Annotated in this window: 15 protein-coding genes; 6 read left to right on the forward strand and 9 right to left on the reverse strand. The window is 71.0% G+C overall.

Going from position 1 to position 14,667, the window contains the following annotated elements; genetic code table 11:
* The first annotated feature begins 55 nt into the window (after window positions 1-55).
* Together trxB and trxA are read left to right on the forward strand one after the other, a co-directional pair.
* Window positions 56-1,063: a thioredoxin-disulfide reductase gene (gene trxB, locus LN652_RS13075; RefSeq protein WP_230441072.1), complete on the forward strand. Its 1,008-nt coding sequence runs from the start codon at window positions 56-58 to the stop codon at window positions 1,061-1,063.
* Between the two features lie 102 nt (window positions 1,064-1,165).
* Window positions 1,166-1,489 (forward strand): thioredoxin, encoded by a 324-nt coding sequence (gene trxA / locus LN652_RS13080; protein WP_211734528.1) that lies wholly within the window; start codon window positions 1,166-1,168, stop codon window positions 1,487-1,489.
* A 113-nt stretch (window positions 1,490-1,602) separates the two neighbouring features.
* Here trxA and LN652_RS13085 read toward each other — a convergent pair whose 3' ends face one another.
* Complete coding sequence (locus LN652_RS13085) at window positions 1,603-2,247, reverse strand: GNAT family N-acetyltransferase (protein ID WP_230441073.1); 645 nt, start codon at window positions 2,245-2,247, stop codon at window positions 1,603-1,605.
* A gap of 41 nt (window positions 2,248-2,288) precedes the next feature.
* Here LN652_RS13085 and LN652_RS13090 point away from each other — a divergent pair, with 41 nt between their 5' ends.
* Together LN652_RS13090 and LN652_RS13095 are read left to right on the forward strand one after the other, a co-directional pair.
* Window positions 2,289-3,503, forward strand: coding sequence for a pyridoxal phosphate-dependent aminotransferase (locus LN652_RS13090; RefSeq protein WP_230441074.1), 1,215 nt, complete (start codon window positions 2,289-2,291; stop codon window positions 3,501-3,503).
* Window positions 3,504-3,550: 47 nt separating this feature from the next.
* Window positions 3,551-4,330 (forward strand): lysophospholipid acyltransferase family protein, encoded by a 780-nt coding sequence (locus LN652_RS13095; RefSeq protein ID WP_230441075.1) that lies wholly within the window; start codon window positions 3,551-3,553, stop codon window positions 4,328-4,330.
* A 1,511-nt stretch (window positions 4,331-5,841) separates the two neighbouring features.
* Here the strand turns inward: LN652_RS13095 and LN652_RS13100 are convergent.
* From LN652_RS13100 to rpmH, 8 genes are all read right to left on the reverse strand, one after another.
* Complete coding sequence (locus LN652_RS13100; protein WP_230441076.1) at window positions 5,842-6,837, reverse strand: ParB/RepB/Spo0J family partition protein; 996 nt, start codon at window positions 6,835-6,837, stop codon at window positions 5,842-5,844.
* Window positions 6,834-7,778: a ParA family protein gene (locus tag LN652_RS13105; protein WP_329958430.1), complete on the reverse strand. Its 945-nt coding sequence runs from the start codon at window positions 7,776-7,778 to the stop codon at window positions 6,834-6,836. The genes LN652_RS13100 and LN652_RS13105 overlap by 4 nt, the downstream gene beginning before the upstream one ends.
* Window positions 7,779-8,025: 247 nt before the next feature.
* Window positions 8,026-8,763, reverse strand: coding sequence for a 16S rRNA (guanine(527)-N(7))-methyltransferase RsmG (gene rsmG, locus LN652_RS13110; protein ID WP_230441077.1), 738 nt, complete (start codon window positions 8,761-8,763; stop codon window positions 8,026-8,028).
* Window positions 8,760-9,293, reverse strand: coding sequence for a Jag family protein (locus LN652_RS13115; protein WP_456238062.1), 534 nt, complete (start codon window positions 9,291-9,293; stop codon window positions 8,760-8,762). The genes rsmG and LN652_RS13115 overlap by 4 nt, the downstream gene beginning before the upstream one ends.
* Window positions 9,294-9,362: 69 nt before the next feature.
* On the reverse strand, window positions 9,363-10,307 hold the full coding sequence (gene yidC / locus LN652_RS13120; protein WP_407941556.1) for a membrane protein insertase YidC: 945 nt from the start codon (window positions 10,305-10,307) through the stop codon (window positions 9,363-9,365).
* A 36-nt stretch (window positions 10,308-10,343) separates the two neighbouring features.
* On the reverse strand, window positions 10,344-10,598 hold the full coding sequence (yidD, locus tag LN652_RS13125; protein WP_230441079.1) for a membrane protein insertion efficiency factor YidD: 255 nt from the start codon (window positions 10,596-10,598) through the stop codon (window positions 10,344-10,346).
* Entirely contained in the window at window positions 10,595-10,948 is a 354-nt protein-coding gene (gene rnpA, locus LN652_RS13130) for a ribonuclease P protein component (RefSeq protein ID WP_230441080.1), read from the reverse strand. Before rnpA ends, yidD begins: the two co-directional genes overlap by 4 nt.
* 26 nt (window positions 10,949-10,974) lie before the next feature.
* A complete protein-coding gene (gene rpmH, locus LN652_RS13135) occupies window positions 10,975-11,112 on the reverse strand; it encodes a 50S ribosomal protein L34 (protein WP_011758123.1) in 138 nt (45 codons plus the stop codon).
* Window positions 11,113-11,597: 485 nt separating this feature from the next.
* On the opposite strand from rpmH, the gene dnaA reads away from it, so the two are divergent.
* Entirely contained in the window at window positions 11,598-13,064 is a 1,467-nt protein-coding gene (dnaA, locus tag LN652_RS13140; RefSeq protein WP_407941499.1) for a chromosomal replication initiator protein DnaA, read from the forward strand.
* Window positions 13,065-13,517: 453 nt separating this feature from the next.
* A complete protein-coding gene (gene dnaN, locus LN652_RS13145) occupies window positions 13,518-14,654 on the forward strand; it encodes a DNA polymerase III subunit beta (RefSeq protein WP_230441081.1) in 1,137 nt (378 codons plus the stop codon).
* Window positions 14,655-14,667 lie beyond the last annotated feature (13 nt).

Genomic DNA, 14,667 nt, shown 5'->3' on the forward strand with positions numbered 1-14,667 from the left:
CGGTTGACACCGTCGTACGCACACCACCGAGCACAGCCAGGAGCAACCAGTTCTCATGAGCACCGAGACGCGCAACGTCATCATCATCGGCTCGGGGCCCTCGGGCTACACCGCAGCCGTCTACGCGGCCCGCGCGGCGCTGCAGCCGCTGGTCTTCGAGGGCTCCGTCACCGCCGGCGGCGCGCTGATGAACACCACCGAGGTCGAGAACTTCCCCGGCTTCCGCGACGGCATCATGGGTCCGGCCTTGATGGACGAGATGCGCGCCCAGGCCGAGCGGTTCGGCGCCGAGCTGATCGCCGACGACGTGGTCGAGGTCGACCTCACCGGCGACGTCAAGGTCGTGAAGACCGCCACCGACACCTACACCGCACGCTCGGTGATCCTGTCCACCGGCTCGGGCTACCGCAAGCTCGGCCTGCCCCGCGAGGACGAGCTGTCCGGGCGCGGCGTCTCGTGGTGCGCGACCTGCGACGGCTTCTTCTTCCGCGAGCAGGCCATCGCCGTGGTCGGTGGCGGCGACTCCGCCATCGAGGAGGCGACGTTCCTGACCCGCTTCGCCTCGAAGGTCTACCTGATCCACCGCCGCGACGAGCTGCGCGCCTCCAAGATCATGCAGGAGCGCGCCTTCGCCGACCCCAAGCTCGAGATGGTCTGGAACGCCGAGGTCGCCGAGATCAACGGCGCCGACAAGCTCGAGTCGATCACGCTGCGCGACACCGTCACCGGCGAGGAGCGCGGCCTCGACGTGACCGGCCTGTTCATCGCGATCGGCCACGACCCGCGCTCGGAGCTGCTCACCGGCCAGGTCGACCTCGACGACGACGGCTACGTCCTCGTCGAGCACCCCTCCACCAAGACCAACCTGCCCGGTGTCTTCGCCGCGGGCGACCTGGTCGACCACCACTACCGCCAGGCGATCACCGCCGCCGGCACCGGCTGCGCGGCCGCCCTCGACGCGGAGCGCTTCATCGCCGCCCTCGACCACGAGGCCTCCACCGCCGGCGACGCCGCCGCGACGGTCGAGGCGATCGAGGAGCAGGTGCAGACCGCCGGCGCCTGAGCCGGCCACCGCGGCGGGGAACAGATGTCCCCGGGGCGGTGTTGACTAGGACGTCGCCGCTCCCGCGGCAACCCGACACTTCCGATGAAAGGGGCAAGTGCAGTGGCCGACATCGCCGCCGTGACCGACGCCGAGTTCGAGGCGCAGGTCCTCAAGTCCGACAAGCCCGTCCTGGTGGACTTCTGGGCTGAGTGGTGCGGCCCGTGCCGCCAGGTCGCCCCGATCCTCGACGAGCTCAACAAGGAGCACGGCGAGAAGCTGACGTTCCTCAAGATGAACGTCGACGAGAACCCCGTCACGCCGTCCTCCTACCGCGTGACCGGCATCCCGACCATCAACGTCTACCAGGGCGGCGAGGTCGTGAAGTCCATCGTGGGCGCCAAGCCCAAGGCTGCGCTGCTCAAGGAGCTCGAGGGCATCATCTGAGACGAGCAGCTGGCCGCGAGGAACGAGCGGCCAGCGTGGGCTCGGCCAGATTGAGCAAGTCCCGCGGCTGAGGAACGAAGCCGCGACGGACGCGTCGAAGTCTCCCAGGCCCGCTAGTCGCTCGAGGCGGCCCGCACCGATCCGATCGGGCGGGTCGCCTTCTGCGTGGGCCGCACCGCGCCCCACACCCGCTCCAGCGCCGCCTCGACCTCGTCCTTCCAGCTGAGCGCGGTGCGCAGCTCCATCCGCACCCGCGGCGTCGTGGGGTGCGCGCGCTGGGTCTTGAACCCCACGCTCCCCCAGAACTCCGCCGGCAGCACGCACCCGTCCGGGCGGCCGCGGGTGTCGCCGTACGCCTCGATCGCGGTGTGGCCGCGCGGCACGAGGTCCGCGGCCATCGCCTGCACCAGCAGCCGCCCGAGACCGCCGCGGCGCCACGCGGGGTCGACCCAGGCGGTCGCGGCCAGCACCGCGTCGGGCGAGGTCGGCGCGGTCGGGAGTGTCGCGGCCCCCGGCAGCCGGGAGGCGGGGGCGTACACGATGTGCCCGACGGTGCGGCCGTCGACGCGGACCACGCGTCCGCACGATCCCCAGTCGCGCAGCACCTCGGAGAGCCACTGCTCCTTCTGGGCGGTGCGCTCCGCGACGTCGAGCCGTGCCCGGTCGACCGGCCCGAGCTCCCAGAACAGGCACGACCGGACCGGGTCGGCCAGCTCCGCGAGGTGGTCGACCGTCAGGCGCGCGGTCTTGCGGGACACACGTCGATGCTAGCGGGACGCAGCGCCTGAGAGGATGGGGTGTGCGCCCGATCCGACAGAGCAAGAAGCTGCAGGGAGTCCGCTACGACGTGCGCGGACCGATCCTCGTCGAGGCCCAGCGGCTCGAGGCAGAGGGGCACCGGATCCTCAAGCTCAACATCGGCAACACCGCACCGTTCGGCTTCGAGGCCCCCGAGCAGATCCTCGCGGACATGATGCACCACCTCCCGCAGGCCCAGGGCTACGCGGACTCGCAGGGGATCTGGTCGGCGCGCACGGCCGTCATGCACTACTACCAGTCGCGAGGGTTGCGTGACGTGGGCGTGGAGGACGTCTTCATCGGCAACGGCGTGTCCGAGCTGATCTCGATGGTGCTCCAGGCGTTCGTCGACGACGGCAACGAGATCCTCGTCCCCTCGCCCGACTACCCGCTGTGGACCGGGGCGGTCACCCTCGCCGGCGGCATCCCGGTGCACTACCGGTGCGACGAGGAGGACGACTGGAACCCCGACCTCGCCGACATCGAGTCGAAGATCACCGAGAACACGCACGCCCTGGTGATCATCAACCCGAACAACCCCACCGGCGCCGTCTACAGCGAGGAGACGGTGAAGGGGCTCGTCGACATCGCCCGGCGCCACGAGCTGGTCGTGATGGCCGACGAGATCTACGAGAAGATCCTGTTCGAGGACGCCGTCCACCACCACGCGGCGACCCACGCCGGCAACGACGTGCTGACGCTGACGTTCTCCGGGCTGTCCAAGGCCTACCGGGTGTGCGGCTACCGCGCGGGCTGGGTGATGGTCTCGGGCCCGAAGGAGCTCGCGACCGACTTCCTCGAGGGCCTGACGCTGATCGCCAACATGCGGATGTGCGCCAACGTGCCCGCCCAGCACGCCATCCAGACGGCGCTCGGCGGCTACCAGTCGGTCGAGGAGCTGATCGGTCCCGGCGGCCGGTTCTACGAGCAGTCGATGCTGGCCCACCGGCTGCTCAACGAGGTCCCCGGCGTCTCCAACGTGAAGCCGCGCGGCGCGCTCTACTGCTTCCCGCGCCTCGACCCCGCGGTCTACCCGATCGAGGACGACCAGGACTTCGTGATCGAGCTGCTGCGGGCCAAGAAGATCCTCGTCACCCACGGCACGGGCTTCAACTGGCCCGCCCCCGACCACTTCCGGCTCGTGACGCTGCCCGAGGCGAGCGTGCTCGAGGAGGCGATCGGCCGGATCGCCGACTTCCTCGCGACGCGACGCTGATCACGAAGGGTCGCGGGCACGGCTCGCCGGACCCTAGGCTCCTCGCCATGCGCGACGTGACCTACCCCCCGATCATCGTCACGGCCAAGGCGGCGTTCCGGGCGCTGGGCCAGAACTTCCAGATGACCGGAACCGAGCACGTCCCGCGGGACGGCGGCGTGCTGCTGGCCTTCAACCACATCAGCTACGTGGACTTCGTCTACGGAGGCTTCGCGGCGAACCCGTCCGGCCGCCTGGTCCGCTTCATGGCCAAGCGTGAGCTCTTCGACCACCGCTACGTGGGTCCGCTGATGCGCTCGCTGCACCACATCGAGGTCGACCGGGGCGAGGGCGTCGCGAGCTTCCACACCGCCGTCGACTACCTGCGCCAGGGGGAGGCCGTCGGGATCTTCCCCGAGGCGACCATCTCGCGGGCGATGGAGCTCAAGGAGCTCAAGACCGGTGCCGTACGCATCGCGGCCGAGGCCGGCGTACCGCTCGTGCCCGTGATCCTGTGGGGCACCCAGCGGATGATGACCAAGGACCACCCCCGCGACTTCTCCCGGGGCACGACCATCGCGATCCGGGTCGGCGAGGCGATGCACCCCACGGGCGCCGACCCCGTCGCGGAGACCGCCGAGCTCCGCGACCGGATGTCCGCCATGCTCGCGACCACGGTGGCGGAGTACCCGGCCGACGAGCAGCCGCCGGGCTCCTGGTGGGTCCCGGCGTCGATGGGCGGCAGCGCCCCCACCCTCGAGGAGGCCGCCCGCCTCGACGCCGAGGAGAAGCGGGAGCGGGCCCGCAAGCGTGCCGAGAAGCGTGCGAAGCGACAGGCCGACTCGTAGACATCTCGACTTGTCGACAGGTCGATCTGTCGCTTTGTCGACATTTGTCCTGATCCAGCGCGTGGGCTGACCAGCCCGCCCAGGCCCTGTCACGCCCTCGGGCGGCCGGCGTCGGCGCCGCCGCGGGCATGGTCCGCACCGGACCGCTCCGCCATCCCGCAGGCCTGCGGCACCGTCGCAGTCGGCACCGCAGCCCCCGGTGGCCAAGCGACGACCTCCGGGCCGTCCCCGCTACGCGTTCGACGGACGCCCGCACCCCGCCACCGCGGTCTATCTGAGGACGTCCTGCAGCCCGAACGGCCCTCCGGGACTGCACCACGTCCTCAGACGTCTGGCACGGGCCTTCCAGGGCATGGTTCCCGGACCACCTGCCGCGGCACGCTCCCGCCGCGGGAACCACCACTGCGGCGCCGGGTCCGACAAGCCGCCAGCAGGTGTCTGAGGACGGCCCTGGACCACAACGGCTCTCCTGGGTCCCACCCGTCCTCGGATGGGTCGTCTGCGGGGCCTCCAAGGGCAGGCGCGCACCGCGCGCCCACACCTGCAACGCCGACAACCCGTCGACGCCGACCCCGCAGCGCCCACCGGCAGCCGGCGGTCGAACACCGGATCACCACCTGCGGGTCATCTGAGGACGCCCTGCAGCCCGGAACGCCGCCCCCAGCTGCACCACGTCCCCAGATGTCTAACCGGGGCTCCTCCGGGCATGGCTCCCCGGCCACCCGCCGCGGCACGCTCCGCCGTCGGCCGACCGAAGCAGGCACTGGAACCGCCCGGACCAGCTCCGGAAGCCGGCGCCCACGAAGCCGCCAGCGCTGCCTGAGGACGCCCTGGGACCCAGACGGGCTCTCCTGGGTTCCCACTCGTCCTCAGACAGCTCGTCTGCGGGGCCTCCCATGGCGCGGTCCGCACCGCACGCCGACACCCGCACGCCGACACCCGCGCGCCGCCAACCGCTCAACGCCGACCCCGGCACCGCCCACGCACAGCCGGCACGTGATCACCCGGCCACCACCTGCGGGTAATCTGAGGACGCCGTGCAGCCCGGAACGCCGTCCCCAGCTGCACCACGTCCTCAGACAGCTGGTCCCTCGCCCGGCGAGAGCCGGCGACACCGTCGCAGCCACCCCGAGGCCGCCGGAGCGCGACCACCGCGGACCACCGCCACACCGGGCTGTCTGGGGACGCCTCGGGACCAGAACGACCCCCCGAGTCCCACCACGTCCTCAGACAGCTGGTCGTCGGAAGGATCTGGGGTCGGACTCGCCCGCCGCCCGAGACGCTCGCCGCCGGCTCCGCCCCGACGGCTCGCGAAGATCCGACGGACGCCCTGCGACGTCAGGAGACGCCGTCACCGGTGGGCTGTGACGTCGCCGGCCCCTGGGCCACGAGAGAGCCAGCCGACGCTGTCTGAGGACGTCCTGCAACCCGAACGGCCCCTCTTGGCTGCACCACGTCCTCAGATGACCGAGGGGCGGTGCTGGAGGCCGGCAGGCGGCGCCCGGTCCCGGTCAGATCGGGCGGTCGTTGCGGTTGCGCGGGTCCATCACGTCGACGATGCGGCGCAGGTCGTCCATGCTGGCGAACTCGACGGTGATCTTCCCCTTGGCCTTGCCGAGGTCGACCCTGACCCGGGTCTCGAGGCGGTCCGAGAGCCGCTCGGCGAGGTCCTCGAGACCGGGGGCCACCGGGCGCTTGCGCTGCACGCGGGGCGAGGCCTCCTCGACGCCCATCGAGACGATCTCCTCGAGGCCCCGCACCGAGATACCCTCGGCCGTGACCCGCGCCGCGAGACGGTCCTGCAGGCCGTCGTCGTCGACGCTGAGCAGCGCGCGGGCGTGGCCGGCGGACAGCACGCCGGCGGCGACCCGGCGCTGGACGGCGGGCGAGAGCTTGAGGAGCCGGAGCGTGTTCGAGATCTGCGGGCGCGATCGACCGATGCGCTGCGCGAGCTCGTCGTGGGTGCAGCCGAAGTCCTCCAGGAGCTGGCCGTATGCGGCCGCCTCCTCGAGCGGGTTCAGCTGGCTGCGGTGCAGGTTCTCCAGCAGCGCGTCGCGGAGCATGTCGTCGTCGTCGGTCTCCCGGACGATGGCGGGGATCGTGTCGCGTCCCGCCTCCTGCGACGCACGCCAGCGCCGCTCACCCATGATCAGCTCATAGGCCTCGTCCCCGGTCCGCCGCACCACGACCGGCTGCAGCAGCCCGACCTCACGGATCGAGTGGACGAGCTCGGCGAGCGCCTCCTCCTCGAACACCTGGCGCGGCTGGCGGGCGTTCGGCCGCACCTGGCCGATCGGCAGCTCGGCGAAGTACGCCCCGGCCACCGTCGCCGGCTCCGCATCCGGCCGTCCGGCCGCGCCCCCAGCCGTCCGATCACCCGCGGCTGCCGCCTCGACGGCCGCGGTGGTCGCCGACGTGGGCGCCTCGGCCGGCGTCGGCGCGGGACCGGTGGGGATGAGCGAACCGAGCCCTCGGCCCAGGCCTCGACGCGGCGGGGTGCTGCTCATGCGGTGGCTCCTCTGCTCCTGCCGGCGATCTCGCGGGCCGCCTCCAGGTAGGAGAGCGCGCCTGCCGACGCAGGATCGTAGGTCATGACGGTCTGCCCGTAGGACGGCGCCTCCGACACGCGCACCGATCGGGGCACGGCCGTGCGGAGCACCTGGTCCCCGAAGTGCGACCGCACCTCCTCGGCCACGCCCGCCGCGAGGCGGGTGCGCGCGTCGTACATGGTCAGCAGGATCGTCGAGACCTCGAGCTGCGGGTTGAGGTGCTGGCGCACCATCTCGACGGTCTCGAGCAGCTGGCCCAGCCCCTCCAGCGCGTAGTACTCCGCCTGGATCGGAATGAACATCTCCCGTCCGGCGACCAGTGCGTTGAGGGTGAGCAGGCCGAGGGAAGGCGGGCAGTCGACGAAGACGTAGTCGAACCGGTCGTCTCCGACCTCCGCGGCGCTGCCGACGAGCGGGTGGGCGTTGATCGCACGGGCGAGGCGCTGCTCGCGCGCGACGACGCTCACCAGCTCGATCTCGGCGCCGGCCAGGTCGATCGTGGCCGGGACCACCCAGAGCCCGGGCAGGTCACCGCACTCGGTCATCACGTCGGCGAGGGCGTGGCCGTCGACGAGCATGTCGTAGGTCGACGGCACCCCGCGGTGGTGGTCGATGCTCAGCGCCGTGGAGGCGTTGCCCTGTGGATCGAGGTCGATGACCAGGACCTTCTGGCCGAGCTGGGCGAGGCCCGCGGCGACGTTGACGGTTGAGGTGGTCTTGCCGACGCCGCCCTTCTGGTTGGCCACGACGAAGACCCGGGTGGCGTCGGGGCGCGGGACGCCCTGGCGTCGGAGGCCGCCCGTGCGCGCCAGCACGGAGTGCTGCGCGGCCTGCGCGAGCGGCGTGTTGTGGTGCTCGAAGTCGTCGTGCCCGGCGGCCAGGTCGGCCGCCGTACGCACCTGCCAGGCCGGCTTGGTTTCACGTGGAACATCGGCGCCGGTTTCACGTGAAACGTTCGCAGCGGTTTCACGTGAAACGCCGGCCGGCGTCGTGCCACCAGAGACCTCCGCGGACGACCCAGCCTGTGGATGAACTGCCCCAACCTGTGGAGACTCCCGCTCAGCACCCGTGTTCCAACCGGTGGAAAACTCCGAGTCACGTTCCTGGGAGGCCGGGCGCGAACCCTGCTCCGGACCGTCGGTCACGTCACTTCACCTTTCGCTGGGCGGTACGCCGACCCCGGCGCTGCGAACCCGCACGCGTGCTGCCTGCCAGGGGCCAACCTATCTGGGACGGATCCGCCCACGGCACCCGCACCAGGGTCGTCGGCGGATCGACGATCCCGTCGCCGACCACGCTCACCTCCGGGGTGCCGCACCGGTACTGCGCGAGGACGGATCCAGCGGCCTCGATCTCGTCGGTGACGCTCTGGCCCTTCATCGCCACCAGCGCCCCGTGGGCGGCCACGAGGGGCATCGACCACGTGAGCAGCCGCTCGAGCGGGGCGACCGCGCGTGAGGTGACCACGTCGAAGGTGTCGACGCCGTGCAGCGACTCCGCCCGCCCCCGGACGACGCGGACGTGGTCGAGGGAGAGCTCGGCGACGACCTCCTCGAGGAAGGTCGTCCGCCGCAGCAACGGCTCCACCAGGGTCACCCGGGTGTCGGGCCGCGCGATCGCCAGGACCAGCCCGGGCAGCCCGGCCCCGGTGCCGATGTCGCACACCGAGGCTCCGTCGGGGATCGCCTCGGCCATCACGGCGGAGTTGAGCACGTGGCGCTCCCACAACCGGGGAGCCTCCCGCGGACCGATCAGGCCGCGTACGACCCCCTCGGTCGCCAGCAGCGCGGTGTAGCGCTCGGCGAGCGGCAGGCGCTCGGACGCGAACACCCTCCGCGCCACCTCGGGCACGGAGGGTGTTTCACGTGAAACGTCGTCGCTCACGAAGGCAGGATCACCACGTGGCGCTTGGGCTCGGCGCCCTCGGACTCCGATGTCAGGCCGGCGGCGGCGACCGCGTCGTGGACGACCTTGCGCTCGAAGGCGCTCATCGGCTCGAGGGAGAGGGCCTCGCCCGACTCCTTGACCTCGGCGATCGACGTCTCGGCCAGCGCCACCAGACGCGTACGCTGCTCGGCGCGGTGACCGCCGACGTCCAGCATCAGCCGCGAGCGCTCTCCGGTCTCCCGGTAGACCGCCAGCCGGGTGAGCTCCTGGAGGGCCTCCAGCACCTCGCCGTCGCGACCGACCAGCTGGCTCAGGTCGGCGCCGCCGATCTGGACGCTGGCCCGGTCGCCCTCGACGTCCATGTCGATGTCGCCGTCGAGGTCGGCGATGTCGAGGAGCTCCTCGAGGTAGTCGGCGGCGATGTCACCCTCGTGCTCGAGGCGCTGCAGCTTGGAGGGCCGGGCCGCCGCGGCAGCGTCCTGCTCGGCCTCGGTGCCGCCCGCGGCGTCGGTGATCTGCTCGGTCACGTCAATCTCCTGGTGGTGTCGTGCAGGGACGGTGGACCGGGCGAGCCCGCCACCGTGGGGTTCGTGGGGTCAGCGCTTCTTCTTCTTGTTGGTGCGCTGCGCCTTCGTCTGCCGCTGGGGCTGGACGCGCGTCTGCGACTTCTCCTCGCGCCGCGCCTCGGCCTCGGCGGCCAGGCGCTCCTCCTCGAGCTGGGCCGGCGTCTTGACGCCCTTGCGCTCGGCCTTCGCGCGGTCGCGCTGCTCCTTGGCGTCGGCCGCCGGGGTGCCCGGGGCCGGGTTGTTGCGGATCACGTAGAACTGCTGGGCCATCGTCCACAGGTTCGAGACGGTCCAGTAGACGAGCACGCCGATCGGGAAGGCGATGCCGCCGACGGCGAAGACGACCGGGAGGACGTAGAGCAGGAGCTTCTGCTGCTGGGCGTACGGGCCCGACAGCGCGTCGGCCGGCATGTTCTTGCTCATCAGCTGGCGCTGGGTGAGGAAGGTCGTGGCCGTCATGGCGAGGACCAGCAGGGCGGCGAGGACCATCACGCCCACGACCCCGCCGGAGTCGAGGAACGTGCCGGAGACCGGGATCGTGTCGAAGAGCTTGGAGTCGCCGAACTGCCGCGCGAGGGTCTCGTCGAGGAACCCGTGCGCCTTGCCCTTCTTCGACGCCTGGTCGAGCATCCGGAACAGCGCGAGGAAGATCGGCATCTGCAGCAGGATCGGCAGGCAGGACGCGAACGGGTTGGTGCCCGAGTCCTTGTAGAGCTTCATCGTCTCCTGGGCGAGACGCTCCCGGTCGTGGCCGTACTTCTTCTGCAGCTCGCGCACCTTGGGCTGGATCAGCTGCATGTTCCGGCTGGACTTGATCTGCTTCACGAACAGCGGGATGAGCGCGGCCCGGATCGTGAGCGTCAGGCCCACGATCGACAGGATCCAGGCGGCACCGCTCGCCGGGTCGAGGAAGGTCGAGAAGAGACTGTGGAAGCCCACCAGCACGAACGACACCGCGTAGTAGAGCGGCGTCATGATCGCGCCGCCGATGGTTCCGAAGAAGTCGAGCACTCAAGCTCCTCGAGTTGCAGGTGACTCCGCGGCCTTGGTGGCGCGGGAGGGAACGGGGTCGTAGCCGCCGGCGGCCCACGGGTGGCAGCGGGTGATCCGGCGCAGGGCCAGCCAGGTGCCGCGGACCGCCCCGTGCTCGGTGACCGCCTCGAGGGCGTACGCCGAGCAGGTCGGGTGGTAGCGGCAGACCTGGCCGTAGAGCGGGCTGATGGCGAACCGCCAGGCCTTGATCAGGCCGATCAGGACGTGCTTCATGCTCTGCTCACGCGCTCGAGGCTACGACCCAGGTCCGCGGCGAGCGCGTCGTACGACGCCCCGGCCGCGGCCGGGAGTGCCCGGACCACGAGTGCAGCACGACCCGGAAGCTCCTCCAGCGAGGGGAGGTGCTCCCGGGTCAGGTGACGAAGTCGTCTCTTCACGCGGTTGCGTGTGGCGGCGTTGCCCACGGCCTTGCTGACCGTGAACCCCACCTCGACCGGGCCGGCGACACCGTCCGGGTCCACCCAGAGGTGCACCACGAGCGTCGACGAGCCGGCGCGGCGTCCGCCACGGACCGCGCGACGGAATCCGTCGCTGTCGGTCAGGCGGTGGGCCGGGGGGAGCACGGCGGGTTGGCCGTGGGCCGGGGCCGTCAGACAGCCAGGCTCTTGCGGCCCTTGCGGCGACGGCTCGACAGGATCGCGCGACCGGCGCGGGTCCGCATCCGCAGGCGGAAGCCGTGCACCTTGTGACGGCGACGGTTGTTCGGCTGGTACGTACGCTTGCTCACGGCTATTTCTCCGAAGGTTTCGAGGGATGTCCACTCCACTGCGCGGGAGGTGCTGGCCCAGATCGGGCACGTTCGGCCGGCACCGCCCACCCACGTGGCCACCTGGTGGTGGATCGTGGACATGCGGCACCCGTCGACACGGAGCGACCGGCCAACGGTACGCGGTGGCCGAACAGGGGGTCAAACCCGCGCGGCCCCCTGTCGCGGACCCCTGTGGATGACGTCTTGCCCACCCCCTCGCCGGGTTGTTACGTTTCCCGCCTCCACGGCCTGTGGAATTCGCCGGCCGCCTCGGTTCCCCGCTCGGGTGCACGTCGCTGCGGTGAACCCCGGAAATGCCTGCTGACCTGCACCGACAGGGGGACGGGCGGCGAAGCACGAGCTGTGGAGAACTCAGCCCCCGCGCGGGGCGCAACGAGTTCACAGCTTGTGGACAACTCTGTGGACCAACTGGTCAGGCCGAGCCCGGCAGGACCCAGACGACGGTGACCAACGAAGGCGGTCCGGTGGACGAGCAGCAGGTAGACCTCGGGACGGCATGGCAGCAGATCGTCGAGGACCTCCAGCCCAACCAGCGCGCCTGGCTGCGCCCGAGCGTGCCGATGACGCTGCACGAGAACACCGCGATCATCGCGGTGCCCAACGACTTCACCCGCAACCAGCTCGAGGGCCGGTTGCGCAACCACATCGAGGACGCGCTCACCGAGGGCTTCGGTCGTGAGATCCGGATGCTGGTCACGGTCAACCCGGCGCTGGAGGACTCTCCCCTGGTGCCGGAGGAGTCGACTGATCGACATGTCGCTTTGTCGACAAATGACTCCCTCGACCTCGCGACGGACCACTCCGCCCACGCCGAGGCGACCGAGCCCTCCGGCGCCGGCGCCTCGACGGGTGAGCGTCGGCCGTCCGCGCTGGAGACCCGGCTCAACCCCAAGTACACGTTCGAGACCTTCGTCATCGGCTCGTCCAACCGGTTCCCGCACGCGGCCGCCGTCGCGGTCGCCGAGGCGCCCGGCAAGGCGTACAACCCGCTCCTCGTCTACGGCGAGTCCGGCCTGGGCAAGACCCACCTGCTGCACGCCATCGGCCACTACGTCCGCAGCCTCTACAGCAACGCGAAGGTGCGCTACGTCTCCAGCGAGGAGTTCACCAACGAGTTCATCAACGCGATCCGCGACGACCGGCAGGACCGGTTCAAGCGGCGCTACCGCGACGTCGACGTGCTCCTGATCGACGACATCCAGTTCCTGGAGGGCAAGACCCAGACCCAGGAGGAGTTCTTCCACACCTTCAACACGCTCCACAACGCCAACAAGCAGATCGTGCTGACCTCCGACCGCGCTCCCAAGCGGCTCGAGGCGCTCGAGGACCGGCTGCGCAACCGGTTCGAGTGGGGCCTGATCACCGACGTCCAGCCGCCCGACCTCGAGACCCGCATCGCGATCCTGCGCAAGAAGGCCGCGATGGACCGGCTCACCGCGCCGCCGGACGTGCTCGAGTTCATCGCCTCGAAGATCCAGACCAACATCCGCGAGCTCGAGGGCGCCCTCATCCGGGTCACCGCCTTCGCCAACCTGAACCGCCAGGAGGTCGACATGACCCTGGCCGAGATCGTGCTCAAGGACCTGATCCCCGAGGGCGGCGAGCCCGAGATCACCCACGCCCTGATCATCGCCCAGACCGCGGCGTACTTCGGCGTCTCGCTCGAGGACCTGACCGGCCCCTCGCGCGGGCGCCACCTCGTCATGGCCCGGCAGATCGGGATGTACCTGTGCCGCGAGCTCACCTCGATGTCGCTGCCGCAGATCGGGCGCGAGTTCGGCGGGCGTGACCACACCACCGTCATGTACGCCGACCGCAAGATCCGCCAGCTGCTCGCCGAGCGCCGCGCGGTCTTCAACCAGGTCAGCGAGCTCACCAACCGGGTGAAGATGCAGGCCCGCCAGGGGTGAGCCCCCACCCGACGCACCCGCACCACGACCACCGTCACGGCCGCCCGACGCACCCGCGTCGCGGCGGCCGCTGTCGTGTGGAGAAGTTGTGATTCGGTCCCGCCGTTCCTCCCCACCCCCTGTGGACACCTCGGGACGAACTACACGGATCCCGGTCCCGTCCACACCCGGTGCCATGGGCGGCCGAGGTCGTACACACCCGTCGTCAACAGGGTCGTGGCCCGCTGACCAGCGCAAACCCCGCTCATCCACAGTTTCCACGGACCCTACGACGACTGTGAACCTCAAGACTGGCCAGATCTCCCACCAACACCGAACGGCCCCTCCTCTGGGGAGAACCCTGCCGGTCGGCTCGGTGCGCGTGGCAGGATGCACTTCCCACGCGCATGCGCGTCGCCCGACCGCGCCTGCCGGTCGAACCGTCGCTCACCCACCTCTCCCGAGGAGACCCTTGTGAAGTTCCGCGTCGAACGAGACGTCTTCGCCGACGCCGTCGCCTGGGCTGCCCGCAGCCTGCCGGTCCGCCCCAGCTCCCCGGTCCTCGCCGGCCTGCTGATCGAGGCCAGCGACGCGGGCCTGGTGCTGTCGACCTTCGACTACGAGACCTCCGCCCGCGCGACGCTCACCGCGGAGGTCAACGACGAGGGCCGCGCCCTGGTGAGCGGCCGCCTCCTCGCCGACATCTGCCGCAGCCTCCCCGCGAAGCCGGTCGAGCTCACGCTCGAGGGTCCGCGGGTCTCGCTCACCTGCGGCTCCGCGCGCTTCAGCCTGCAGACGATGCCGGTGTCGGACTACCCGACGCTGCCCGAGATGCCCTCGGCCACGGGCACGGTCTCCAGCGCCGACTTCGCGCACGCCGTGTCCCAGGCCGTCACCGCGGCCGGCCGCGACGACATGCTGCCGGTCCTGACCGGTGTCCGGATCGAGATCGACGGCTCCACGATGGCGCTCCTGGCCACCGACCGCTTCCGGCTCTCGCACCGCGAGCTGACCTGGAACCCGCAGTCGCCCGACGAGTCCGTCGCCGCGCTCGTGCCCGCCAAGGTGCTCGGCGACACCGCCAAGTCCCTCACCTCGGGCGTCGAGGTCACCATCGCGCTCAGCGCCAGCGGTGCCGGCGAGGGCCTGATCGGCTTCGAGGGCACCGGGCTCGGTGGCGTACGCAGCACCACGACCCGCCTCCTCGACGGCGAGTTCCCCAAGGTCCGCTCGCTGTTCCCCGCCGAGCACCTCACCGTCGCCAAGGTCAACAAGGCCGAGCTGATCGAGACCGTCAAGCGCGTCGCGCTCGTCGCCGAGCGCAACACCGCCGTCCAGCTCAAGTTCGCCGACCACCAGATCGTCCTCGACGCCGGGTCCGGCGACGAGGCGATGGCGACCGAGGCGGTCGACGCCGAGATCACCGGCGACGACCTCACCACCGGCTTCAACCCGCAGTTCCTGCTCGACGGCCTGACCGCCATCGACGGGGAGTTCGTCGACCTGTCCTTCACCCAGGCGACGAAGCCGGTCGTCATCTCCGGCACCGACGCCGACGACGACACCAGCTCGTTCCGCTACCTGCTGATGCCGCGCCGGCTGCTGTCCTGACACGCTGCCCCGC

It is taken from the genome of Nocardioides okcheonensis, from assembly GCF_020991065.1.
In the GTDB taxonomy this organism is placed as follows: Bacteria; Actinomycetota; Actinomycetes; order Propionibacteriales; family Nocardioidaceae; genus Nocardioides; species Nocardioides okcheonensis.